The organism is Burkholderia sp. AU17457, from assembly GCF_002223255.1.
Taxonomy (GTDB): Bacteria; Pseudomonadota; Gammaproteobacteria; order Burkholderiales; family Burkholderiaceae; genus Burkholderia; species Burkholderia sola.
The window spans coordinates 1762322-1785649 of the sequence record NZ_NKFB01000005.1 but is presented as its reverse complement, the minus strand read 5'-3'; the positions used below and the strand labels follow the sequence as shown (position 1 = coordinate 1785649).

Annotated in this window: 14 protein-coding genes and 1 pseudogene; 9 read left to right on the top strand and 6 right to left on the bottom strand. The window is 68.9% G+C overall.

What is annotated here, in order from left to right:
* The first annotated feature begins 49 nt into the window (after positions 1-49).
* Positions 50-1180: an ATP-binding protein gene (locus tag CFB49_RS25270; RefSeq protein WP_069617343.1), complete on the top strand. Its 1131-nt coding sequence runs from the start codon at positions 50-52 to the stop codon at positions 1178-1180.
* Between the two features lie 55 nt (positions 1181-1235).
* Here CFB49_RS25270 and CFB49_RS25265 read toward each other — a convergent pair whose 3' ends face one another.
* Positions 1236-3647 carry a patatin-like phospholipase family protein gene (locus tag CFB49_RS25265; RefSeq protein WP_089492845.1) on the bottom strand — a complete coding sequence of 804 codons (2412 nt, stop codon included), beginning with the start codon at positions 3645-3647 and terminating at the stop codon, positions 1236-1238.
* A 271-nt stretch (positions 3648-3918) separates the two neighbouring features.
* Between CFB49_RS25265 and CFB49_RS25260 the strand changes: the two genes are divergently transcribed.
* Positions 3919-4953 (top strand): rod shape-determining protein, encoded by a 1035-nt coding sequence (locus CFB49_RS25260; protein ID WP_089492617.1) that lies wholly within the window; start codon positions 3919-3921, stop codon positions 4951-4953.
* Positions 4954-5140: 187 nt separating this feature from the next.
* A complete protein-coding gene (locus CFB49_RS25255) occupies positions 5141-5800 on the top strand; it encodes a YdcF family protein (protein WP_069617341.1) in 660 nt (219 codons plus the stop codon).
* Between the two features lie 584 nt (positions 5801-6384).
* Here the strand turns inward: CFB49_RS25255 and CFB49_RS36905 are convergent.
* Complete coding sequence (locus CFB49_RS36905; protein ID WP_256121867.1) at positions 6385-6513, bottom strand: hypothetical protein; 129 nt, start codon at positions 6511-6513, stop codon at positions 6385-6387.
* Between CFB49_RS36905 and CFB49_RS25250 the strand changes: the two genes are divergently transcribed.
* From CFB49_RS25250 to CFB49_RS25240, 3 genes are all read left to right on the top strand, one after another.
* Positions 6512-13609, top strand: a complete 7098-nt coding sequence (locus CFB49_RS25250; RefSeq protein WP_249190474.1) for an autotransporter-associated beta strand repeat-containing protein — start codon at positions 6512-6514, stop codon at positions 13607-13609. The genes CFB49_RS36905 and CFB49_RS25250 overlap by 2 nt on opposite strands.
* A gap of 155 nt (positions 13610-13764) precedes the next feature.
* The gene (locus CFB49_RS25245) at positions 13765-15999 is read left to right on the top strand and encodes an amylo-alpha-1,6-glucosidase (RefSeq protein ID WP_089492616.1); all 2235 of its coding nucleotides are present in this window, start codon (positions 13765-13767) and stop codon (positions 15997-15999) included.
* A gap of 96 nt (positions 16000-16095) precedes the next feature.
* The gene (locus tag CFB49_RS25240; protein WP_006482135.1) at positions 16096-16347 is read left to right on the top strand and encodes a hypothetical protein; all 252 of its coding nucleotides are present in this window, start codon (positions 16096-16098) and stop codon (positions 16345-16347) included.
* A gap of 483 nt (positions 16348-16830) precedes the next feature.
* Here the strand turns inward: CFB49_RS25240 and penR are convergent, their stop codons facing one another.
* The gene (gene penR / locus CFB49_RS25235; RefSeq protein WP_069617338.1) at positions 16831-17721 is read right to left on the bottom strand and encodes a beta-lactamase transcriptional regulator PenR; all 891 of its coding nucleotides are present in this window, start codon (positions 17719-17721) and stop codon (positions 16831-16833) included.
* A 136-nt stretch (positions 17722-17857) separates the two neighbouring features.
* Between penR and blaPEN-B the strand changes: the two genes are divergently transcribed.
* Positions 17858-18796: a PEN-B family class A beta-lactamase gene (gene blaPEN-B, locus CFB49_RS25230; protein WP_089492615.1), complete on the top strand. Its 939-nt coding sequence runs from the start codon at positions 17858-17860 to the stop codon at positions 18794-18796.
* Positions 18797-19529: 733 nt separating this feature from the next.
* On the opposite strand, the pseudogene CFB49_RS25220 reads toward blaPEN-B, so the two are convergent.
* The 3 genes and pseudogenes from CFB49_RS25220 to CFB49_RS25210 all read right to left on the bottom strand — a co-directional run.
* Positions 19530-19616, bottom strand: a pseudogene (locus CFB49_RS25220) (antibiotic biosynthesis monooxygenase); the annotation flags it as partial.
* A gap of 128 nt (positions 19617-19744) precedes the next feature.
* A complete protein-coding gene (locus tag CFB49_RS25215) occupies positions 19745-21112 on the bottom strand; it encodes an ATP-binding protein (RefSeq protein ID WP_249190482.1) in 1368 nt (455 codons plus the stop codon).
* Positions 21113-21117: 5 nt separating this feature from the next.
* Complete coding sequence (locus tag CFB49_RS25210) at positions 21118-21780, bottom strand: response regulator (RefSeq protein ID WP_069617335.1); 663 nt, start codon at positions 21778-21780, stop codon at positions 21118-21120.
* A 233-nt stretch (positions 21781-22013) separates the two neighbouring features.
* Between CFB49_RS25210 and CFB49_RS25205 the strand changes: the two genes are divergently transcribed.
* Both CFB49_RS25205 and CFB49_RS25200 read left to right on the top strand, forming a co-directional pair.
* Entirely contained in the window at positions 22014-22367 is a 354-nt protein-coding gene (locus tag CFB49_RS25205) for a YgiW/YdeI family stress tolerance OB fold protein (RefSeq protein ID WP_089436855.1), read from the top strand.
* Between the two features lie 55 nt (positions 22368-22422).
* On the top strand, positions 22423-23283 hold the full coding sequence (locus CFB49_RS25200; protein WP_069617333.1) for a MurR/RpiR family transcriptional regulator: 861 nt from the start codon (positions 22423-22425) through the stop codon (positions 23281-23283).
* The last annotated feature ends 45 nt before the right edge of the window (positions 23284-23328 follow it).

The following is a 23328-nucleotide window of genomic DNA, read 5'->3' as shown; positions in this document are numbered from 1 at the left end:
ACGCCGTCACGTTCCGCGCGGGCATTCCGCCCGCCGGCCGGGAGCCGCGATGATTCGACGAACCCGTTCGCACCCCGATGCACCGCCGCTGCCGACGCTGCGCTACGTCAAATGGCGCTGGCTGCATTTCCGCCGCGCGTGGACCGACACGCGCGCCGACCGCATTCCGAGCTGGTCGCGCCTGTACGTGCGCACCTACCTGCATCTGATCGGCCTCGTGTTGCTCACCGCGCTGGTGCCCGCGCTCGCGTTGTGCGTCGAATTGTCGCCGCAGGTCGTGTGGCATGCGTTCGATTCGCTGCCGGGCGACATCTGGATCGTGCTCGCGTTCGTGTTCACCGCGCCCGCGCTCGCCGCGTACCGGTGGATGCGGCCGGTCTGGTCGGATCTCGTGATGGTGCGCGAGCGTGCGATCGACTTCACCGGCGGGCGCTTCAACACGCGCGCCCGCGAATCGCACAGCGTGATCATCGGCCCGCTCGCGCGCACGCTGAATGCGCTCGCGATGCGCATGGAGCGGCTGATCGCCGCGCAGCGCGATCTGACGAACGGGATCTCGCACGAACTGCGCACGCCGCTCGCGCGCGTGCGCTTCGCGCTCGAAATGCTGCGCGAACCGGGTTCGGCGGCCGAATACCAGGGCGCGCTCGAGAGCATCGCGCAGGACGTGACCGAGCTCGAGGAGCTGATCGACATGAGCCTCACGTACGCGCGGCTCGAATACAGCTCGCTGCAGTCGAACCTCGAGATGACCGCGCCGGTCGCGTGGTTCGAGCACCAGGTGAACGACGCGCAACTGCTGTATCCGGACCGTACGATCGAGGCCCGCGTCGCGATCGGATCGGATCTGCGCGTGAAGATGGACCGTCGGCTGATGTCGTATGCGATGCGCAACCTGTTGCGCAACGCGAGCAAGTACGCGAACGCGCGGATCGTCGTCGGGATCGCGCTCGTGCACGGCAACATCGGGATCTTCGTCGAGGACGACGGCCCGGGCGTGCCGGAAAGCGAGCGCGAACGGATCTTCGACGCGTTCGTGCGTCTCGACCGTCGCACCGGCGGCTACGGGCTCGGCCTCTCGATCACGCGGCAGGTGCTCCACGCGCACAACGGCCGGATCGCGGTCGTCGATCCGGTCGAACTTGGCGGCGCGCGGTTCGAGATCAGCTGGCCGGTCTAGTGCGACGTCGCGCGACGCTCGGCACGGATGCCGCCGACGCGGCATCCGTGCATGCTCAGTAGGTGCGGCCGAGCTGCAGGTAGAAGTTGCGTCGGCCGCTGGGTGCGAGCGCCACGCCGATATAGACGGGCCCGAACGCGGTCGACAGGCTCGTGAAGAACGTGTAGCTCTGCTTGAGCGCGCCGCCGCCGATCTTCTGGCCGCTCGACCACACGTTGCCGACCTCCGCGCTGGCGCCCACCGACAGCGCCTTGACCGGCGACGCGTTGAACGTCATCAACTGGTTCATGTACGTGATCTGCCCGTACGCGAGCTCGTTGCCGTTCAACTGGTCGGCCGCATAGGCGGACAGATGCTGGAAGCCGCCGAGCGTGAAGTTGAACGCGTTGATCAGGTTGGTGCCGCCGATGCTCTTGCCGCCTTCGATCGTCGCACTGACGCTGTGCCGGCCGAACTGCTGCGCAATCATCGCCTTGCCGTAGATCTCGGTATAAGGCGCGTTGCTGGTCTCGTCGGCGAATGCCTGCGCCGAGCCGCCGTTGCGCGACACCAGCGAGCGTTCGACCCGCAGTTCGCCGAAATAACCCTTGCGCGGGAACATCGGATCGTCGAGCTGATCGATGACGAGCCGCGCCCGCGCGATCAGCGCCTGCGACGTGAAGCTCGGCCACAGCAGGCTCTGGCCGCTGCCGTCGTCGGCCGGGAACGGCAGGTTGTAGGTCGGCGAGCCGTGCCCCGTCACGTAACCGAGGCCGACGCGGAAATCGCCGAGCCGCGCGATCGGCAGGCCGAGGTCGATCCCGGCGCGCGCCGTCTGCATCAGGTACTGCGTGATCTTCACGTCGCCGGAGTCGTCGTACAGGTTCGCGTAGCGACGCTGGTATTCCGCGTACGGCGACAGGTACACGCCGTACGCGGTCGACAGCGGCTGGCGCAATTCGACGCGCGCCGACTGCAGGTCGCTGCCGATTGTCGTGTCCGCGCGGAATTCCAGCCCGGACTCCGTGAGCCACGGCCGCCGGTAGCCGACGTGCAGGCGGAAGCCGCCTTCGTCGGTCGAACTGCTCGACATGCCGAGCCCGAACAGCAGGAAGTTGGGCCCCCAGTACTTCTCGCGCGCGTCGATCTCGAGCACGTTGTCGTCGCCGCGGCTCACGATCTGCTGCGTGACGCTCTCGAAGTTGCCGCCCGTCGTGAGCCCGAGCAGATCCTGGCTGACGGTCTTCGGATCGTAGATGTCGCCGGGCTTCACGTGCAGCGCGTTGCTGACGACGCGCTTCGGCACGCCGCCGCTGGTCTTGATGTCGATGCGCGTGATCCGGATCGGCGGCGGCAGCGGCTGCGCGTGCGCGGACCGGTAGGCCGCGTACTGTTCCGGCGTGAGCGCGAACCGCCGCAGCTTCGGCAGCGCCGCGGTCGCGGCGATCTCGCCGGCGGCGATCGCCTGCTTCGCGTTCTGGAAATCGGTGAACGCGAGCGCGCCGAGGTCCGGCGTGAGCAGCACGTCCTGCGCGTCGAGCTGCTTGCGCTGGGCGGTCACGTTCTGGCGGATCAGGATGCCGACCATCTGCTGCATCACGTCGGCCGGCGACGCGAGCGCGTCGAGCGGGCGCAGTTGCGAGCCGATGTCGACGGCGATCACGACGTTCGCGCCCATCTGCCGCGCGGTGTCGACGGGCAGGTTGCTGACGAGGCCGCCGTCCACGAGCGCGCGCCCGTTGATCTCGGCCGGCGCGAACAGGCCCGGCATCGCCATGCTCGCGCGAATCGCGAGCGGCAGCGAGCCGTGGTCGAGCACGACCATCTGGCCGGTCTGCAGGTCGGTCGCGACCGCGCGGTACGGGATCGGCAGCTGGTCGAACGGCTGGTTGGTCGGCACGGCGGCCGTCCAGTTCGCGAGCAGTGCCTGCAGCCGGTTGCCCTGGACGAGGCCGACCGGCGCCTTGACGCCTTTCTTGCCGAAGCCGAGCGTCAGCCCGTTGATGTACAGGCGTTCGTCTTCGCGGCTGGTTTGCGGCAGGTCCGCGCGGTCCGTCACGTCGAACGCGATATCCGCCAGGTTGACCTCGGACAGCCGCTTCTGCATCTCGTCGGCCGCCATCCCGCTCGCGTACAGGCCGCCGACCACGGCGCCCATGCTGGTGCCCGCGATGCAGTCGATCGGAATCCGGTTGTCCTCCAGTACTTTCAGGACACCGAGATGTGCGTAGCCGCGCGCGCCGCCGCCGGACAGCACGAGGCCGATCGACGGTCGGCCGGCCGGGCCGCCGTCGGCCGTGCAGGTGTGCGCCGCCGCAGCGGGTGCGGCGGGTGCGGGGGCAGCCGGCGCATTGGCGGCAGCGGTCTGGGCGGCGGCGGGTTCGGCGGCCGGCAGCGGTTGCGCGAAGACCGTGCAGCACCAGAAGGCAACGAGCGTCGTGCAGAGCGGGCGCACCGGCGCCCGGCGGAAGGAAACGGTCGCTGTCATGGTGAACATACCTGGCGTGATCGTGCGTCTGAGGCCTGCCGGGAGCAGGCAAGACCGAGAGATTACCGTGTTTTACAGGCCCGACGCGAGCGGCCGTTGCGTGGACGGACGTGCCCGAAACGCTCCATCCGGCAATTCCGCCGCGAAAAAATCATCGGAATTGCCTAAAGTATCGGAACGATTTGCCGCTAAGCTCGTGATGGGGCGGCATGGACGCGCGGCAAAATGTGCGGCGCGGCTGTCCCGGCCCGTTCCCTCACAAAGGTTTGATATGTCGACACCGCTGTTCGGAAAGTTGTTTGCGCAACCCGTTGCGATCGACCCGGGAACGGCGAGTACGCGGATCTATACGCACGAACGCGGCGTGGTGCTGAACCAGCCGTCGGTCGTCTGCTTCCGCAAGGGCGGCGCGAGCGACGCGCGGCCGACGCTCGAGGCCGTCGGCGAGCTCGCGAAGGCGCTGCTCGGCCGCGAACCGGGGCATCTCGAAGCCGTGCGGCCGATGCGGCACGGCGTGATCGCGGACGCGCATGCGGCCGAGCAGATGATCCGCAGCTTCATCGACATGTCGCGCACCCGCTCGCGCTTCAGCCGCCGCGTCGAGGTCACGTTGTGCGTGCCGTCCGACGCGACGGCCGTCGAGCGCCGCGCGATCCGCGAGGCCGCGTTCGCGGCCGGCGTATCGGAGGTCGAACTGATCGAGGAAGCGCTGGCGGCCGCGCTCGGCGCGGGTTTGCCGGTGACCGAGCCGGTCGGCTCGATGGTCATCGACATCGGCGGCGGCACGACCGAAGTCGCGGTCGTCGCGCTCGGCGGCATCGTGTACCGGGAGGCGATTCGCGTCGGCGGCAGCCAGTTCGACGCGGCGATCGTCAACCACGTCCGCAACCTGTACGGCGTGCTGCTCGGCGAGCAGACGGCGGAGCACGTGAAGAAGACGATCGGCTCGGCCACCAGCGCGGTGCCGCGCACGTCGACCCGCGCCGTCGGCCGCAGCATCGGCGACGGCCTGCCGCGCTCGGTCGAGCTGTCCAATCACGACGTCGCGGACGCGCTGGCCGCACCGCTCAAGCAGGTGATCGGCGCGGTGAAGTCGGTGCTGGAAAATGCGCCGGCCGAACTCGTGACCGACATCGCGAATCGCGGCGTGGTGCTCACCGGCGGCGGCGCATTGCTCGCCGATCTCGAACGCCTGCTGTACGACGAGACCGGGCTGGTCGCGCGGATCGCCGACGAGCCGGCCACCTGCGCGGTGCGCGGCGCCGGCGAGGCGATGGGGCGGCTCGCGATGTGCCCGGCCGATTGAGCCGGCCGGTGCTGCCGGCCGCGGCCCGGCGCACGCCTTCACATTCTTTCGATCTCCCGGTGGCCGGCCCGCTCGGCGGGCATCGGTCCATCGCATGGACAGGCGCGGGCGCGCCGTGCTAGCGTGACGCGCCCGTTCGGGGCCGGGCCGGCCGACGCGCCCGACGACACCTGAGAGACCCAATACCTTGAAACATCGAACCAAACGGGGCTTCGCGGCCCGGGCCGGCCGCGTGCTGGCCGTCGTCGCGTGCGTCTGGGCAGCGGCGGCCGCCGCGATCGTCGTCCATGGCATGCGGATGCCGAGCGACCCGGCGGACGTCGCCGTGATCTTCGGCAACGCGCTCGACGAAACCGGCGCGCCGAAGCCCGTGCTCGCGGCCCGGCTCGATGTCGGCGTGCGTTGTTACCGCGCGGGGCAGTGCCCGGCGTTTCTGGTCAGCGGCGCGATCGACGGCCCCGGGCTGAACGAGGCGACGGCCATGCGCGACTACCTCGTGGCGCGCGGCGTGCCGGCGGACCGGATCGCCGTCGACGACCAGGGCGACAACACGCTCGCGACCGCGCAGCACACGCTTGCCTACCTGCGCGCGCATCGCCTGTCGCGCGTGCTGATCGTCAGCCAGTATTACCACCTCGCGCGGGCGCGCCTCGCGTTCGAGCGCGTCGGCATTGCGCGGTCGAACATCTCCGCCGCGTATCCGCGCCGCTTCCAGTGGCGCGATCTCTATTCGAGCTGGCGCGAGGTGCCGGCCTACGCGGTGTATGCGGTGCGGCTGTGGGTGAATCCCGATGCGCGGCCGGTTTCGTTTCGGCCGATGCTTTATCTGATGCGCCTGTTTTCGTGACGGGGCGGCCCGCAAGCGCGCGCTTCCGGTGCGGGCGGTTTCGTTTGTTTTCTCCGGTTTCCCGTCGTCTCGCGCCGGCCGCGCGAATGTCACGGGCAATGAATAAATAATAACGATTCGCGTTACAGATTCGTGCGAGCGAAAAATCAAAACAATTTCACCGACAGTTCCATAATCCAGATCCGATCGATTTATTAAGCGGACGTTGATTATCTACATGGGTCATTCATCGCGGTAAAAATATTGCGATGCAAAATCCGCGCGTATTGAATCAGGGCGATATATCGGTGTTTCCACCGATGCGGCACAACCGCTATCTTTGCGAAAAATCAAGGAAAGCCGGCGAAGAGTGTGTCGGATGTTTTTACTGCGTGTCCGTCAGAAAGTAAAAAAAGTACATAATCGTCGGCCGTTGATCCGTTGGGAAAATATCGACTGGAAAACGGTTTGACTTTGATATAGCCTAGTCTGACGAAAGCGGGCAGTAATCAAATCAACCAGAAAGTCGCTGCAGAAACCAGGGGCCGCCATCATGTCATTCGACTAGTTCCGCAGCTGCATTCCCGGGCCGATAAAAAAACTCATCACGAATAAACCGACAGCGCATCGCGATTGCCGGGGAGGACGCTTTTATCCGCGATTTTCTGCTGCGTGCCGTCCGTTGCGGCCGCAATACCAATACCAAAGCCGAAATCAATAAAGAGGGAAAGCATGAACCCTGTCCGTCCGAAAAAAACGAGTGAGCCGTTTCCGCGACTGCTGTTGCCCACCGGCGTGTTTCTGGCGCTGTCGGGCGCGGGCATTGTCCCCGCCTATGCGACCTGCAGCACGGCGGGCACCACGGTGACCTGTTCCGGCGTCGCGAATCCGCTGGCGCCCAGTTATTCGAACAGCGCCAACAACCTGAACGCGACGGTCAATCCCGGTGCGACCGTCGGCGTGCTGCTGGGTGTCGGCGGCACGGCGATGTCGTTGACCGGCAGTAACGTCACGCTGACCAACAACGGCACGATCGACCCGTCGGCGCTCGGCTCGGGGCTCGGCGTGCTGTCGAGCGGTGCGGTGGTCGGCAACGCGGCGGCGAGCACCACGACCGTGACCAACAACGGCACGATGATGGGCTCGACCGGCGTCGCGGTCAGCGGCGTGACGGGCATGGCGCTGTCGGTTCAAAACGGCACGGGCGGCACGTCGACGATTACGAACACGGGTACGATTGGCTCCTCCCCGCTGGTCGGCGCGACCCTCGTCGGCGCCGATGCGCCGGTGGTCGCCGCGTACGGCGGCGGCACGGTCAACATGACGAACAGCGGAACGATCACCGGTCGCGTGTCGCTGGGTTCGAGCGGCACACCGGGACAGGGCAATACGTTCACCAACTCGGGCACGATCAACGGCGGCGTGTCGATGGGGGCGAACAGCACGAATACGTTCAATGCCGTGACGGGCTCGTCGGTCAATACGGCCGGCGGCACCGGCGGCGCGTTCAACATCACGGTCGGCCCGGTCACGCTCGGCGTGGCGGCAACCGGCGTCGTCGACGGCGGCGCGGGCGGCAACAATACGCTCAACCTGCAGCAGGGCGTCGCGGCGAACGGCACGATCGCGGTCAACAACTACATCAACTTCAATCACCTCGACGTCACGAGCGGCAACTGGACGATCAACGGCGCGTCCACCGCGCAGGACGCGACGCTGACGGGCGGCGTGGCGATCATCAACGACAACGCGTCGCTCGGCACCGGTACCGTCACGGGCAACGGCGGCGCGTTGCAGGCGGGCACGGCGGGGCTCGACGTGTCCAACAACGTGTCGCTTGGTGCGGGCGGGCTGACGGTGCAGGGCGCGACCGGGCTGACGCTGTCCGGCACGGTGTCGGGCAGCGGTGCGCTGACGAAGAACGACGGCGGCACGCTGACGCTGTCCGGCGCGAACAGCTACACGGGCGCCACGAACCTGAATGCCGGCGGGCTGGTGGTCGGCAACAATTCGGCGCTCGGCACCGGCGCGCTGAACGTCAACGCGTCGGCGTCGCTCGACACGAGCACGAACGTGACGCTCGGCAACGCGGTCAATCTCGCGACCGGCTCGACGCTGACGATCGGCGGCAGCAACGATCTCGGGCTGACCGGCGCGATCAGCGGAAGCGGCGGCCTCACGAAGAACGGCGCGGCAACCACGACGCTGAGCAGCGTGAATACGTATACGGGCGACACGACCATCAACAGCGGCACGCTCGCGCTGAGCGGGGCCGGCAGTCTGTCGGCGACCGGCACGGTCAACCTGACCGGTGCGGGCGCAACGTTCGACATGAGCGCCGCGTCGGGCGGGCGGACGATCGGCGCGCTGGCCGGCGCGGCCGGCACGAACGTGGACCTCGGCGCCAATTCGCTGACGCTCGGCGGCAGCATCAATGCCACCTATGCCGGCACGATCGGCGGGTCCGGCAGCTTGACGCTGTCGGGTACCGGTACGCAATCGCTGACCGGCACGAACACGTACACGGGCGGCACGAACCTGAACGGCGGCAACCTCGTCGTCGGCAGCAATACGTCGCTCGGCCTCGGCGCGGTGAATGTCAACGGTTCGTCGACGCTCGATGCCACTGCCAACGTGTCGCTCGCGAACGGCGTCAACATCGCGACGGGCACGACGCTGACCCTTGGCGGCAGCACCGATCTTGGCCTGGGTGGCGTGGTCGCGGGTGGCGGCGGTCTCGTGAAGAACGGCGCGGCGGCGCTCACGCTGTCCGGCGCGAACACCTACGCGGGCGGCACGGTGCTGAACGCGGGCAGCCTCGTGCTCGGCAACGGCGGGGCGCTGGGCACCGGCGCGCTGACCGTCGGCGGCGCGGCGACGCTCGATACGACCACGAGCCTGTCGGTCGGCAATGCGATCACCGTCGGCACGGGCGCCGCACTCACCCTGGGCGGCAGCAACAGTCTCACGCTCGGGGGCGCGATTTCCGGCGCGGGGAGCCTCGTGAAGGACGGCGCGGCGACCACGACGCTGACGGGCGCGAACACGTATACGGGCGGCACGACGATCAACGCGGGCACGCTGGCGCTCGGCGCGGGCGGCAGCCTCGCGGCAACGGGAACGGTGGATCTCGCCAACGCAGGGGCGGCGCTCGACATCAGTACGGGCAGTGCGCAGGCGATCGGCGCGCTGTCGGGCGTGGCGGGTACGAGCGTGAGCCTCGGCGCCAACGCGCTGACGCTGGGCGGGACGGCCAGCGGCACGTTCAGCGGCACGATCGACGGCACCGGCAGTCTGACGCTGGCGGGCACCGGCACGCAAACGCTGAACGGCGCGAGCACCTACACGGGCGGTACGAACCTGAATAGCGGCAGCCTCGTGCTCGGCAACGGCGGGGCGCTCGGTTCCGGCGCGCTGACCGTCGGCGGCGCGGCGACGCTCGATACGAATGCCGCGTTGTCGGTGGGCAATGCGGTCAATCTCGGCACGGGCGCCGCACTCACCTTGGGCGGCAGCAACAGCCTCACGCTGGGCGGTGCGATTTCCGGCGCGGGCAGCCTCGTGAAGGACGGCGCGGCGACCACGACGCTGACGGGTGCGAACACGTACACCGGTGGCACGACGATCAATGCCGGCACGCTCTCGCTCGGCGCAGGCGGCAGCCTCGCGTCGACCGGCACGATGAACCTTGCCGGCGCAGGCGCGACGCTGGACCTGAGCGGCGCGACAGGCGGTCAAACGCTCGGCGCGCTGTCGGGCGTCGCGGGAACGAACGTCAACCTGGGGGCCAACGCGCTGACGCTCGGCGGCACGGCCAGCGGCACGTTCGGCGGGGTGATCGGCGGCACGGGCAGTCTGACGCTGGCGGGCACCGGCACGCAGACGCTGACCGGCACAAACATCTACACGGGCGGCACGAACCTGAATAGCGGCAGCCTCGTGCTCGGCAACGGCGGCGCACTCGGTTTCGGCGCGCTGACCGTCGGCGGCGCGGCGACGCTCGATACGAATGCCGCGTTGTCGGTGGGCAACGCGGTCAATCTCGGCACGGGTGCCGCACTCACCCTGGGCGGCAGCAACAGTCTCACGCTCGGTGGCGCGATTTCGGGCACGGGGAGCCTCGTGAAGGACGGCGCGGCGACCACGACGCTGACCGGCGCGAACACCTATACGGGCGGCACGACGATCAACGCGGGCACGCTGGCGCTCGGCGCAGGCGGCAGCCTCGCGTCGACCGGCACGATGAACCTTGCCGGCGCGGGCGCGGCGCTGGACCTGAGCGGCGCGACAGGCGGTCAAACGCTCGGCGCGCTGTCGGGCGTCGCGGGAACGAACGTCAACCTGGGCGGCAACGCCCTGACGCTCGGCGGCACGGCCAGCGGCACGTTCGGCGGGGTGATCGGCGGCACCGGCAGTCTCACGTTGTCGGGTACCGGCACGCAGACGCTGTCCGGCGCGAACACCTATACGGGCGGCACGACGATCGGCGCCGGCAGCACGCTGGCGCTCGGCGCGGGTGGCAGCCTGGCGTCCGGCAGCACGCTGGACCTCGCGGGCGCGGGGGCGACGTTCGACTTGAGCGGCGCGACGGCCGCGCAGACGCTCGGCACGCTGACCGGCGCGGCCGGCACGAACGTGAACCTCGGCGGCAACGGGCTGACGCTGAACGGCAACGGCAGCAGCACGTTCGGCGGCGCGATCGGCGGCACCGGCGGCCTGACGCTGGCCGGCACCGGCACGCAGACGCTGACAGGCGCGAACACGTACACGGGCGGCACCACGATCAGCGGCGGCGGCACGCTCGCACTCGGTGCGGGCGGCAGCCTCGCATCGACCGGCGCGGTGGACCTCGCCAGCGCCGGTGCGACGCTCGATCTGAGCGGCGCGACCGGCGCGCAGACGATCGGCACGCTGACCGGTGCGGCCGGCACGAACGTCGACCTCGGCACGAATGCGCTGACGCTGAATGGCGGCACCAACGGTACGTTCGGCGGCACGATCGGCGGGACGGGCGGCGTAACCGTCGCCGGTACGGGCACGCAAACGCTGACGGGGGCGAACACGTATACCGGCGGCACGACGATCAACGGCGGCAGCACGCTCGCACTCGGCGCGGGCGGCAGCCTCGTGTCCGGCAGCGCGCTGAACCTCGCGGGCGCGGGCGCGACGTTCGACGTGAGCGGCGCGACGGCCGCGCAGACGCTCGGCACGCTGTCCGGCGCGGCCGGCACGAACGTGAATCTCGGCGCGAATGCGCTGACGTTGAACGGCAGCGGCAACGGTACGTTCGGCGGCGCGATCGGCGGGACGGGCGGGGTGACGTTCGCCGGCACCGGCACGCAAACGCTGACGGGCGCGAACACGTACACGGGCGGCACGACGATCGGCGGCGGCAGCACGCTGGCGCTCGGCGCGGGCGGCAGCCTGGCGTCGACCGGCACGGTGAATCTCGCGGGCACGGGCGCGACGTTCGACGTGAGCGGTGCGACCGGCGCGCAAACGATCGGCGGGCTCTCGGGTACGGCCGGCACGAACGTGAATCTCGGCGCGAACGCGCTGGCGCTGAACGGCAGCGGCAGCAGCACGTTCGGCGGCACGATCGGCGGCACGGGCGGCGTGACGCTGGCCGGCACCGGCACGCAGACGCTGACCGGGGCGAACACGTACACGGGCGGCACGACGATCAACGGCGGCAGCACGCTGGCACTCGGCGCAGGCGGCAGCCTCGCGTCGACGGGCGCGGTGAATCTCGCGGGTATGGGCGCGACGTTCGACGTGAGCGGTGCGACCGGCGCGCAAACGATCGGCGGGCTCTCGGGTGCGGCCGGCACGAACGTGAATCTCGGTGCGAACGCGCTGGCGCTGAACGGCAGCGGCAGCAGCACGTTCGGCGGCACGATCGGCGGCTCGGGCGGCGTGACGGTGGCGAGCGGCACGCAGGTACTGACCGGCGGCAACACGTACACGGGCGGCACCACGATCGCAGCCGGCGGCACGCTGCAACTCGGCAACGGCGGCACGTCGGGCAGCGTGGCCGGCGACGTCGTCGACAACGGTGCGCTGGTCGTCAATCAATCGGGCAACGTGACGATCGCGAGCGTACTGTCCGGTACCGGCTCGCTGACCCAGGCCGGCACCGGGCAACTCACGCTGACCGGCACGAGCACGCTGAGCGGCCCGACCACGGTCAGCGCGGGCACGCTCGCCGTCAACGGTTCGCTCGGCCAGTCGACCGTCACCGTGCAGAACGGTGCGACGGTGACGGGCACCGGCACGATCGGCGGCCTCGTGGTGCAGGGCGGCGCGACGGCGGCCGCCACGCAACCGGGCGCGGCGCTGAACGTGGGCGGCAACGTCACGTTCCAGCCGGGTTCGACGTTCCAGGTCGCCGCCACGCCGCAGCAAAGCGGCAGCCTCGCGGCGAGCGGCACGGCGACGCTGAACGGCGGCACCGTGCAGGTGCTCGCGAACCAGAGCACCTATCAGCCGGGCACGACGTACGCGATCCTCAGTGCGTCGTCGGGCGTGCAGGGCGCGTTCGCCCAGGTGAGTGCGAACTATGCGTTCCTGACGCCGACCCTCAGCTACGATCCGGGTCACGTGTATCTGCAACTGGCTCAGAACGGCACGGCGCTGCCCGACGTCGCGACGACGCCGAACCAGCGCTCGGTCGCAACCGCGGTGGCCGCGCTCGGCACCGGCAATCCGCTGTACGACACGGTGCTGACGACCGACGCGCCGACCGCACGCCGCGCATACGGGCTGCTCGACGGCGAGCTGCAGGCGAGCCTGAAGAGCATGCTGCTGCTCGACAGCCGCTACGTGCGCGATGCGGTAACCGATCGCGTTCGTCAGGGCCTCGCACCCGGATCGGGCCCGCTCGCGGCCCTGTCGTCGGGCGGCGCCGCGCTGTGCGGCGACAACACGGCCGGCGTGGCGGATCCGACGCTGCCGCCGGAACGCCGAATCGGTTCGCGCGCCGGGTGCTACGGCGGGACGCCCTATCAGCCGGTCGTCTGGGGCCAGGCATTCGGCGGCCGCAGCCGGCTCGGGGGCGACGGCAACGCGTCGTCGATCAACCGCAGCATGACGGGCTTCATCGCCGGCGCCGACATGGCGCTCAACGACAAGTGGCGCGCGGGTCTGGCCGCGGGCGTCACGCACAGCTCGCTCGACAACGACCAGAGTTCGTCGGCGGCGGTGAACAGCTACTACGTGTCGCTGTACGGCGGCGCGCAGTATGGCGCACTCGGCGTGCGCGGCGGCGCGTCGTACACGTGGTATCGGATCAACAGCGACCGCTATCCGGGCTTCGCGGGCTTCTCCGATCACGATTCGGCCGGCTACAACGCGCATTCGGCGCAGGTGTTCGGCGAAGTCGGCTACGCGGTGCCGGTCGGGCCGGTTGCGATCGAACCGTTCGCGGGCCTCGCGTATGTGAACCTGCATACCGACGGCTATACGGAAACCGGCGGCGCGGCCGCGCTGCGCGCCGGCGGCGAGACGACCCGCGTCGGCTTCTCGACGCTCGGCCTGCGTGCGGCGTCGCAGCTCGGCTCGATCGCGAGCGGCACGTTCACCGCGCGCGGGACGGTCGGCTGGCGGCATGCGTTCGGCAACGTGCGGCCGTCGTCGGCGTTCACGTTCGCGAACGGCGGCACGTCGTTCCAGGTGTCGGGCGTGCCGATTGCTCGCGACAGCGCGGTGCTCGAAGCCGGCATCGACGCGAACATCACGAAGCGCCTGACGCTCGGCCTCACGTACAGCGGCCAATTCGGCAGCGGCGTGCGCGACAACGCGATCCTCGGCAACATCCTGTGGAAATTCTGACCGGCAACTGATGTGCCCGTACGCGGCGCGAAGCGACGAAGCAACGTCGCCCCGCGCCGCGGCCGTTTCGTCGCTGCGCACGTTTGCCGTTCTGGCCTATCCTGTGCGAAACACGCGACGCGCGCCGCGCGTTGCGCCTCGACACAGGAGCATCGATGCCGAACCACGCCGAAGCCACGACGACGCAGGCGCCGCAAGTCGCGCCGCAAGTCGCGCCGATTGCCGCGACCCCCGCGTCGGGTCCCGCCTTCATCGCGCCCGAAGCCGATCCGCAGGTTCTCGCGCGCAACAACCAGTACGTGCTGAAATCCGGCGACGCGTTCGTGGTCAGCGACGCGCTCGGCGACATCGGCGGGCATGACGACGGCCTGTTCGTCGACGACATGCGCGTGCTGTCGACCTGGCGCCTGACGTTCGGCGGCCGCGCGCCGTCGCTGCTGTCGGGTGCGACGAGCGCCGACAACGCGTCGTTCACCGCGCACCTGACGAACCGCCCGCTGCCGCCGCTCGGCGGCAAGGAGACGCCCGAGGGCGTGATCCATATCGAGCGCATGCGCGTGCTCGCGGGCGACGTGCTGTACGAAGCGCTGACGCTGACGAACTACGGCGCGAGCGAAGCCGAGGTGCCGCTGTCGCTGTCGTTCGCGGCCGATTTCAAGGACATGTTCGAAGTGCGCGGCACGCAGCGGCCGAAGCGCGGCACGGTGGGCGCGCCGCGCGTCGACGCGGGCGCGGTGCGGCTGCGCTACGACGGCCTCGACAGCGTCGAGCGCAACGTGACCGTGCATTTCTCGCCGGCGCCGGACGCGCTGTCGGTCGATCGCGCCGACTACACGCTGACGATCGCCGCGCAGGCGTGCGTGTCGATCTACCTGACCGTCGATGCGACGCTCGGGCCCGCGCAGGCCGAAGGGCCCGGATGCGGCCGCGTCGCACTGCGCACCGCGCTCGTCGGCGTGCATCGCGAGATGCGCGCACGACGCGAGTCGATGGCGCGCGTGAACACCGGCAATCCGCTGTTCGACGCCTGGCTCGATCGTTCGCTCGCGGATCTCGGGCTGCTCACGACGCAGCTCGACACGGGGCCGTACCCGTATGCGGGCATTCCGTGGTTCTCGACGCCGTTCGGCCGCGACGCGATCATCACGTCGCTGCAGATGCTGTGGCTGCAGCCGTCGCTCGCGCGCGGCGTGCTGCGTTTTCTCGCCGAGCATCAGGCGCGCGAGACCTCCGCGTTCCGCGATGCGGAGCCCGGCAAGATCATGCACGAGTTCCGCCGCAGCGAGATGGCCGCGACGGGCGAGGTGCCGTTCGCGCTGTACTACGGCGGCGTCGATACGACTCCGCTGTTCATCGTGCTCGCGGGCGCCTATGCCGAACGCACCGGCGACGATGCGCTGATCGACGAGCTGTGGCCCGCGCTCGAGCGCGCCGCGCAATGGGTGATCGACAAGTGCGACCGCAACCCGTACGGGCTGCTCGATTACCAGCGCACGTCGGAGCGCGGCCTCGCGAACCAGGGCTGGAAGGACAGCCACGATTCGGTGTTCCACGCGGATGGCCGTTTCCCGGACGGGCCGATCGCACTCGTCGAAGTGCAGGCCTATGCGTGCGCGGCGCTCGACGCGATGTCGGCGTGCTCGCGCCGGCGCGGCCATGCGGCCGACGCGACGCGCTACGCGTTGCGCGCGAAGACGCTGCGCGACCAGGTCGATGCGCTGTTCTGGATGCCGGAAGGCGATTTCTACGGGATCGCGCTCGACGGTCATGGCGAGCTGTGCCGCGTGTCCGCGTCGAACGCGGGCCACCTGCTGGCATTCGGGCTGCCCGACGCCGAGCGCGGCGCGGCGGTCGCGGGCGTGCTCGGCTCGGCGCTGTTCCAGACGGGCTGGGGCATCCGCACGCTGGCGGCCGGCCAGCCGCGCTTCAATCCGATGGCCTATCACAACGGTTCGGTGTGGCCGCACGACAATGCGCTGATCGCGCGCGGCCTGGCGCGCTACGGCGACAAGACGGCCGCGGTGAATCTGCTGCGTGCGCTGTTCGAGGCGGCGGTGAGCTTCGAGATGCGCCTGCCGGAGCTGTTCTGCGGGTTCCCGCGCCGGCGCGGCGAACCGCCGACCGCGTATCCGGTGGCCTGCCTGCCGCAGGCGTGGGCGGCCGGCGCGCCGTTCATGATGCTGCAGGCGTGCCTCGGCGTGAGCATCGACGCGTCGCGCCACGAGGTGCGCGTCGAGCGCCCGGCATTGCCGGAAGGCGTCGACTGGCTGCGGATCGATGCGCTGCGCGTCGGCGACGAAACCGTGTCGCTGACGTTCCGCCGTGTCGACGGCCAGGTCATCGCGGCGGCGGAGCAGCCGGGCCGCGTGCAGGTGGTCGCGGTGCTGTAGCGCGGTGCCGCGCGAACGTTGCGCGATGTCGCGCCACGTTCGCGCGCAGCGGCATAGAATCGTGACATGACCCTTGAACGATGGCGGAGGTAGACGATGACGACCGACAACCGGCCCGACGACGGCGAGCACAAGCTCGAGAATCTCGAAGCGGCGGTCGACCACCTGCACAAGTCGATCGAATCGCAGAGCATTGCGGTCGGCGCGGCGAAGGGCATCCTGTTCAGCCTGATCGAAACGCTCGGCGCGCTGATCGGCGATCCCGATCTGCCCGAGCATGCGCGTTCCGGCTACGAAGCGTTGCGCGACAAGGCGAGCGAATTGCGCGGCGGCCTCGACCGTCACTGATGCACGGGCGGCGCACGCGCTGCCCGATTCGATGGACGCGGCACAAAACCCCGTGCGCTCAATCAGTTAGGTGCCCGATACGCAGGATATCCACAAGCTTGCCAACACAATCTGTGGAGAACCGCCCGTCCCCGGGCCGGGCGCGCCGCGCGTGCATGGCGTGCGGTTCGACAACCATTCCGGTGCCACACCATTGACCGGTCAAGGTCCGTGGATCGAATCCCCTTGTGTATCAAGATGTTATGCGTCCGATCTGATGGATATCCACAGGCTTGCCAACAAAATCTGTGGACAACTTGCAATCGATTGCGTCGCAATGGTTGACGATCCGATCGGCAGGGGCCGCGTGCGCGAAGCCCGCGCGCCAAGGCTGCCCGCTCCGTGCATCTGCACGTGAATGCGTGCGCGATCAAGGGCTTAGGCCGCGGGTACCCAGGATATCCACATCCTTGCCAACACTTTCTGTGGACAAGCGACGCCGCGTTACCCGGCCGCCGCCGCGCCGGCCGCTTCCGCGACGATCCAGTCGCGAAAGAGCGTCATCGCGGGCGTCAGCGGTTTCGACTTCAGCGACGTGAGCCAGTAGCCGCCCGCGCGCACGTCGATGTCGAGCGGCCGCGCGAGCTGGCCGAGCTGCAGTTCGCGCGCGAACATGCAGGCAGGCGCGAGTGCAACGCCCGCACCCTGCATCGCGGCCTCGACCATCAGCCGCGACGAATCGAACACGGGCCCGTTGACGGCCCATGGTTCGAGCCGCGCGGCGTCGAACCAGCCGAGCCACTCGTCGGTGCGATACGAGCGCAGCAGCGTTTCGTTCGCGAGATCGGCCGGCTGCGCGATGCGCCGCGCAATGTCCGGCGCGCACAGCGCGGTGAGCGGCGCATCGAGCAGCCGCTCGTTGCGCGTCGCCGGCCAGTTGCCTTCACCGAAGCGGATCGCGAAGTCGAGGCCCTCGGCGGCGAGATCGACGACGTTGTTGTGGGTCCGCAGCCGCAGCTCGACGAACGGGTGCGTGTCGCCGAACTGCTTCAGCCGCGGCATTAGCCAGCCTAGGGCAAAGGTGCCGACGACGCCGAGCGTCAGCACCTCGTGGAAACGTCCGCCGTCGAACTGCTTGAGCACCGTCTCGATGCGACTGAACGCGTCGCTCAGCACCGGCAGCAGCGCGCGACCCTCGTCGGTCAGCCCCAGGCCGCGCGGCAGCCGCGTAAACAGCGTACAGCCGAGTCGCTCCTCGAGCGAGCGCACCTGCTGGCTGACGGCGGCCTGGGTCACGCTCAGCTCGAGGCCGGCGCGCGTGAAGTTCAGGTGGCGCGCCGACGATTCGAACGCGCGCAACGCATTGAGCGGAAGATGAGGGCGGAGCTTAGTCATAAGAATTTCTTTTGTCAGCGCCCAATTATCGTTGCTTGTCAGTCAACCGTAAAGTCTCGATAGTGCTGTCTCGGCGGCTGGCCGTTTTCAACGCGTCGACCACGTTTCGCCGCCATTCCACCACGAGACAACCGACATGACCTACTCATCGAAACGTCGAACCCTGTTGCTGGCCGCCGCGACGGCGCCACTCGTTTTCACCGTCACCGCGTGCGCGTCGCGGCCGGCCGCCGCGCCGGACGAAGCCACGGCGGCAGCGGCGGCTGCCGCGGATGCCATCGCGCCCGCGGCGGCCGCGGCGACGCTTGCCGATCTCGAGCGCGACGCGGGCGGCCGTCTCGGCGTGTGCGCGATCGACACGGCGAGCGGCCGGGTCATCGAGCATCGCGCGAGCGAGCGCTTCCCGTTCTGCAGCACGTTCAAGGCGATGCTGAGCGCGACGGTGCTCGCGCAGAGCGTCGAGCGGCCGGGCTTGCTGCAACAGCGCGTGACGTATACGAAGGCCGACCTCGTCAACTATTCGCCGGTGTCGGAGAAGCATGTCGGCGCGGGCATGACGGTCGCCGCGCTGTGCGAGGCCACGATCCAGTACAGCGACAACTCGGCCGCGAACCTGCTGATGAAGCTGATCGGCGGCCCGTCGGCGGTGACCGCCTACGCGCGCTCGATCGGCGACGACACGTTCCGGCTCGATCGATGGGAGACCGAACTGAATACCGCGCTGCCGGGCGACACGCGCGACACGACGACGCCCGCCGCGATGGCCGCCAGCCTGCGCGTGCTGACGCTCGGCGACGCATTGCCGGCCGCGCAGCGTGCGCAGCTCGTCGCATGGCTGCGCGGCAACAAGGTCGGCGACAAGCGGATTCGTGCGGGCGTGCCGGCCGGGTGGGCGGTGGGCGACAAGACCGGCACCGGCGACTACGGGACGACGAACGACGTGGGCGTCATCTGGCCGACGTCGCGCGCGCCGATCGTGCTGGCCGTGTACTACACGCAGGCTCGCGCCGATGCGCGGGCGAAGGACGACGTGATCGCGTCGGTCGCACGGATCGTCGCGCAGACGTTCGGCTGAGCAGCGTGGCACGGCGCGCGTGGCGAGTTCCGCGGACGCGCCGTGCCGCAGTCGTGACCTGTGCGCTCAAACGTTGTGCGATCAACGACTTGGAACACGCATGCTCAGGATATCCACATGCTTGCCAACAAAAATTGTGGACAAGCCTGCGCGCTGCGTCGTGCGGCGTGACACGCGCCGTCGTGCCGTGTTCGAAGCAGCGCGGACTAAGCCTTTCGGATCAAGCGCTTGGTCGCGGTATGCGCAGGCTATCCACACGCTTGCCAACAAAAATTGTGGACAAGCAGGGCAGCCGGCGTGGCAGGCGGCGCGTCACGTGCCGAGACGGCATGCAACCGGCTATTGGGCGGCCGCGCGCCGCTTTCGAAGCAGCGCGAACAAAGTCTTTCGGATCAAGCGCTTGGTCACGGTATGCGCAGGCTATCCACATGCTTGCCAACACAATCTGTGGGTAAGTGCCGCCTGGCAAGTCAGGCCCGCGTGCGGTGGTTATGGCGTGCATCGGACTCGCATCGGCGCGGCGTCGTGGCATCGTGATGCGAAGTGCGGCGAAGCGGTGTGCGCGATGGCCGTGACGCGCGCCGCATCTGCATCACGCGTGCCAAAGTCCATCGGATCAAGGGTTTAGCGTCGCGGTGCGCAGGATATCCACAAGCTTGCCAACATTTTCTGTGGAGAAGTCCGCGTTCGCGATTCGGCCGATGCCACGCGTTGCCACGATTCGCACGCCGGCTCAAGCGGTGCAGATACCGGCCACGCCGACCTTCTGGAACAGGTGCGGACTGACGACGGCGGACGACGGGTAGGCCGACAGCTTCGCGCCGCGCCGGCGCATTCGCCTCGCACGCACGACAAACCCTTTCCGATCAATGACTTGATGCCGTTAATGGAAGCTTGTCCACAAGCTTGCCAACATAATCTGTGGACAAAAGCCGCCCGCCACGCGCATCAGGCCGGCCGTGGAAAGCGCACCGTGACGGTCAGCCCGCGCCCGCCGCGCGTGGTGCCGAGCGCGACGGTCGCGCGATGCTGTTCGGCGATTCGCTTGACGATCGACAACCCGAGCCCGCTGCCCGACGACGTGACCGCCTGTGCGCCTTCGCCGCGATAGAAGCGCTCCCACACGTCGGTGCGTTCGGCCTCCGGAATGCCGGGGCCGTCGTCGGCGACCTCGAGCACGGGCGTCTCGCCGTCGATGCGCGCCGACACGTCGACGCGCGCGCCTTCGCCCGCATAGCGGATCGCGTTGTCGACGAGGTTGTTCAGCAGCACGCGCAATGTGTCGACATTGCCCGCGGCCATCACGGGTGCGTCGACGATCGCGCCGAGATCGATGCGGTGCGCATCGGCGACACGCGCGCGGTCCGACACCACCGACCGGCACAGCGCGGCGAGATCGACCGGCGCCGATGCGGCGACGGCCGCTTGCGCATCGGGTTCGAGGCGCGCGAGCGTCAGCAACTGTTCGGCGAGGTGGCCGAGGCGCGTCGTGCCCGCATGGATTTGCGCGAGGATATGCTCGCGTTCCTCCGCGGTCGCTGCACGCCGCAGCAGTTCCGACTGGATCGACAGCCCCATGATCGGCGTGCGCAGCTCGTGCGCGGCATCGGCGATGAAGTGCCGCTGCAGCGTGAACGAGCGGTCGAGGCGTGCGAGCAGGTCGTTGATCGCTTCGGCGAGCGGGCGAACCTCGTTCGGCATCGATGCGACGTCGACCGGCTCGAGATTGTTCGCATTCCTGCGTTTCAGGCCGGCCGCGATCGCCCGTAATGGCCGCAGCCCCGCACCGATGCCGAACCACAGGCCGAGCGCGAGCAGCGGCAGCATCGAGAACACGGGCCACAGCAGGTGGACGGCGATGCCCGCGATCGCTTCCCAGCGCGCATGCCGCGCCTGCGCGAGCCGGATCGTCGTGCCGCCGCGCTCGGTCACGTAGGTGCGCCACGGCTGGCCGCCGACGTCGACGCTCCCGATGCCCTGCTGCGCGGGCGGCGGCAGTTTCGAATCGCGGTCGGTCGAATACACCAGCGTGCCGTTGCGCCACACCTGCAGCAGCACGGCATCGGGGTCGCTCGCTTCGAAGCCGTGCTTGCCCTTGGCGTGGTTGCTGAACGACAGCTCGCCGTTCGGGCCGACGACGATCTGTTTCGACATGCTGCGCATCTGGTCGTCGAGCAGATCGTCGAGTTCGCGCAGCGCGCCCCAGTAGGTGCCGGCGCTCGCGACCAGGCCGATCACGCAAGCGGCCGGCAGCAGCCACGTCAGCAGGCGCCGCCGCAGCGACGCGTTGCGCCAGCGCGCGACCGCGCGTTGCATCCGCGTCACGTGCCGTCACCGATCCGGTAGCCGACTCCGCGCACCGTGCGGATCATGTCGTGGCCGAGCTTTTTACGCAGGTTGTGGATATGCACCTGCACCGCGTTGCTCTCGATTTCCTCGCCCCAGCTGTACAGCCGTTCCTCGAACTGTTCGCGCGAGATCACCGCGCCCGGTTCGCGCATCAGCTCGTGCAGCAGCACGAATTCCTTCGGCGACAGTGGCACTTCGTCGTCGTCGAGCCAGACGAGGTGCTTGACGGGATCGAGCCGCAGCGGGCCGATCGCGAGCGTCGTCTGCGCGCGGCCCGCATGGCGGCGGGTGACTGCGCGGATGCGGGCGAGCAGTTCGTCGAGCTCGAACGGCTTGACGAGATAATCGTCCGCGCCGCTGTCGAGGCCCGCGATGCGGTCGGGCACGCCGTCGCGCGCGGTGATGATGATCGCGGGCAGGTTTTCGTCGCGGCGGCGCAGCGCGGCGAGTACCGACAAACCGTCGCGGTTCGGCAGCCCGAGATCGAGCAGCAGCAGCCCGTAGCCGGTCGTACGCAGCGCGAGCGACGCGGCGTCGCCGTCCTTCACCCAGTCGACCGCGAAGCCTTCCTGTTTGAGGCCCTGTTCGAGCCCGCTACCGATCAGCGGATCGTCCTCGACGAGCAGTACGCGCATGGATTTCGTGCCTCTCCAACGGGGGCGCCGCGGCGCCCGGGGTACTCATGATAAGCGCACGCGTCTTAGGCGAAGCTTAAATGCGCGCGGTGCGCGACCCGCTTGCGTACTCGTCCAATGCAGCACCGTGTCACGTCGGTACGCCCTTCAGGTTTGTTTAATCTTACGGTCCGTAATATGGCGCCGTCGCGTTCAACGGAGCGCGGCGCCACATCAACAAGAGGACCGAGATCATGAAACACCTGGCCAGCATCCTGGCGGTTGCGCTCGTCGCGCTGCCTGCCGCCGTCTACGCGCAATACACGGGGCCGTCCGCGCTGACCACGACGACCGTGAAGGAATTGCTCGCCAACGGCCGGGACGACCAGCACGTGCAGTTGCAGGGGCGCATCGTCAAGCACGTCGGCGGCGAGGATTACGAGTTCGCCGACGCCACCGGCACGATCCGCGTCGAGATCGACCACAAGCTGTGGGCGGCGGGCCAGCCTGTCAGCGACCGGAACGAAGTGAAGCTGACCGGCGAATTCGAGCGCAAGTGGTCGGGCAGCGTGAAGGTCGACGCCGATCACGTCGAAGTGCTGCGCTGACCGGTGGGCGCGGGGCCGGTGATACCATGGACGACCGGTTCCCGTTCCCACCAAGATGGCCGCCAATTTCGACGAACTCGCGTCCCGGATCCGGGCGCAATTTTCCGAGCTGAGCCCGCAATTCCAGGCGGGCGCCGCCTTCCTGCTCGATCATCCCGACGAAGTCGCCACGTCGTCGATGCGCAAGGTCGCGCAGCGCGCGCAGGTGCAGCCTGCATCGCTCGTGCGGCTCGCGCAGCAATTCGGTTTTCCCGGCTGGAACGAACTGCGCGACCTGTGCGTCGCGCGCGTGCGCACGCGTCCCGAGCCGCTCACGCAACGCGCGCGCTCGCTCGTGCGGCCCGACGCGAAGGCGTCGCTCGCGCACGATCTGCTCGCCGCGCAGCAGCACAACCTGTCGGCGACCGCCACGCAGAACGAGCACGCGCTCGCGGATGCGGCGAAGCTGATCCGCAAGGCATCGCACGTGCACGTGGCGGGGTTTCGCTCGTGCTATCCGGTCGCATTCGGTTTCGTCTATGGCTACCGGCTGTTCCGTCCGACCGTGTCGCTGCTCAACGGCGTCGCCGGTTCGCTCGAAATGGAGCTGCGAGCGATCGCGAAGCAGAGTGTGACGGTGATCATCAGCTTCGCGCCGTATTCGGCCGAGGCGACGCGCGTCGCGCAGGCGGCAAAAGCCCAGGGCAGCAAGATCGTCGCGATCACGGACAGCGCGGTGTCGCCGATCGCGCTGCACGCGGACGCGCAACTGATCTTCACGCACGACAGCCCGTCGTTCTTTCCGTCGCTGGTGGCCGCGCATGCGATGGCCGAGGCGCTCGTCGCGCAGTTGCTGGCGCTCGAGGGCAGCGATGCGGTCGCGGCGCTCGAGCGGACCGAGGCGGAACTGCACGCGAAGGGCGCGTACGTCGTTTGACGGGCGCGATCCATGCAGCTTGTTGGGCCCACTTTCAATGACGAC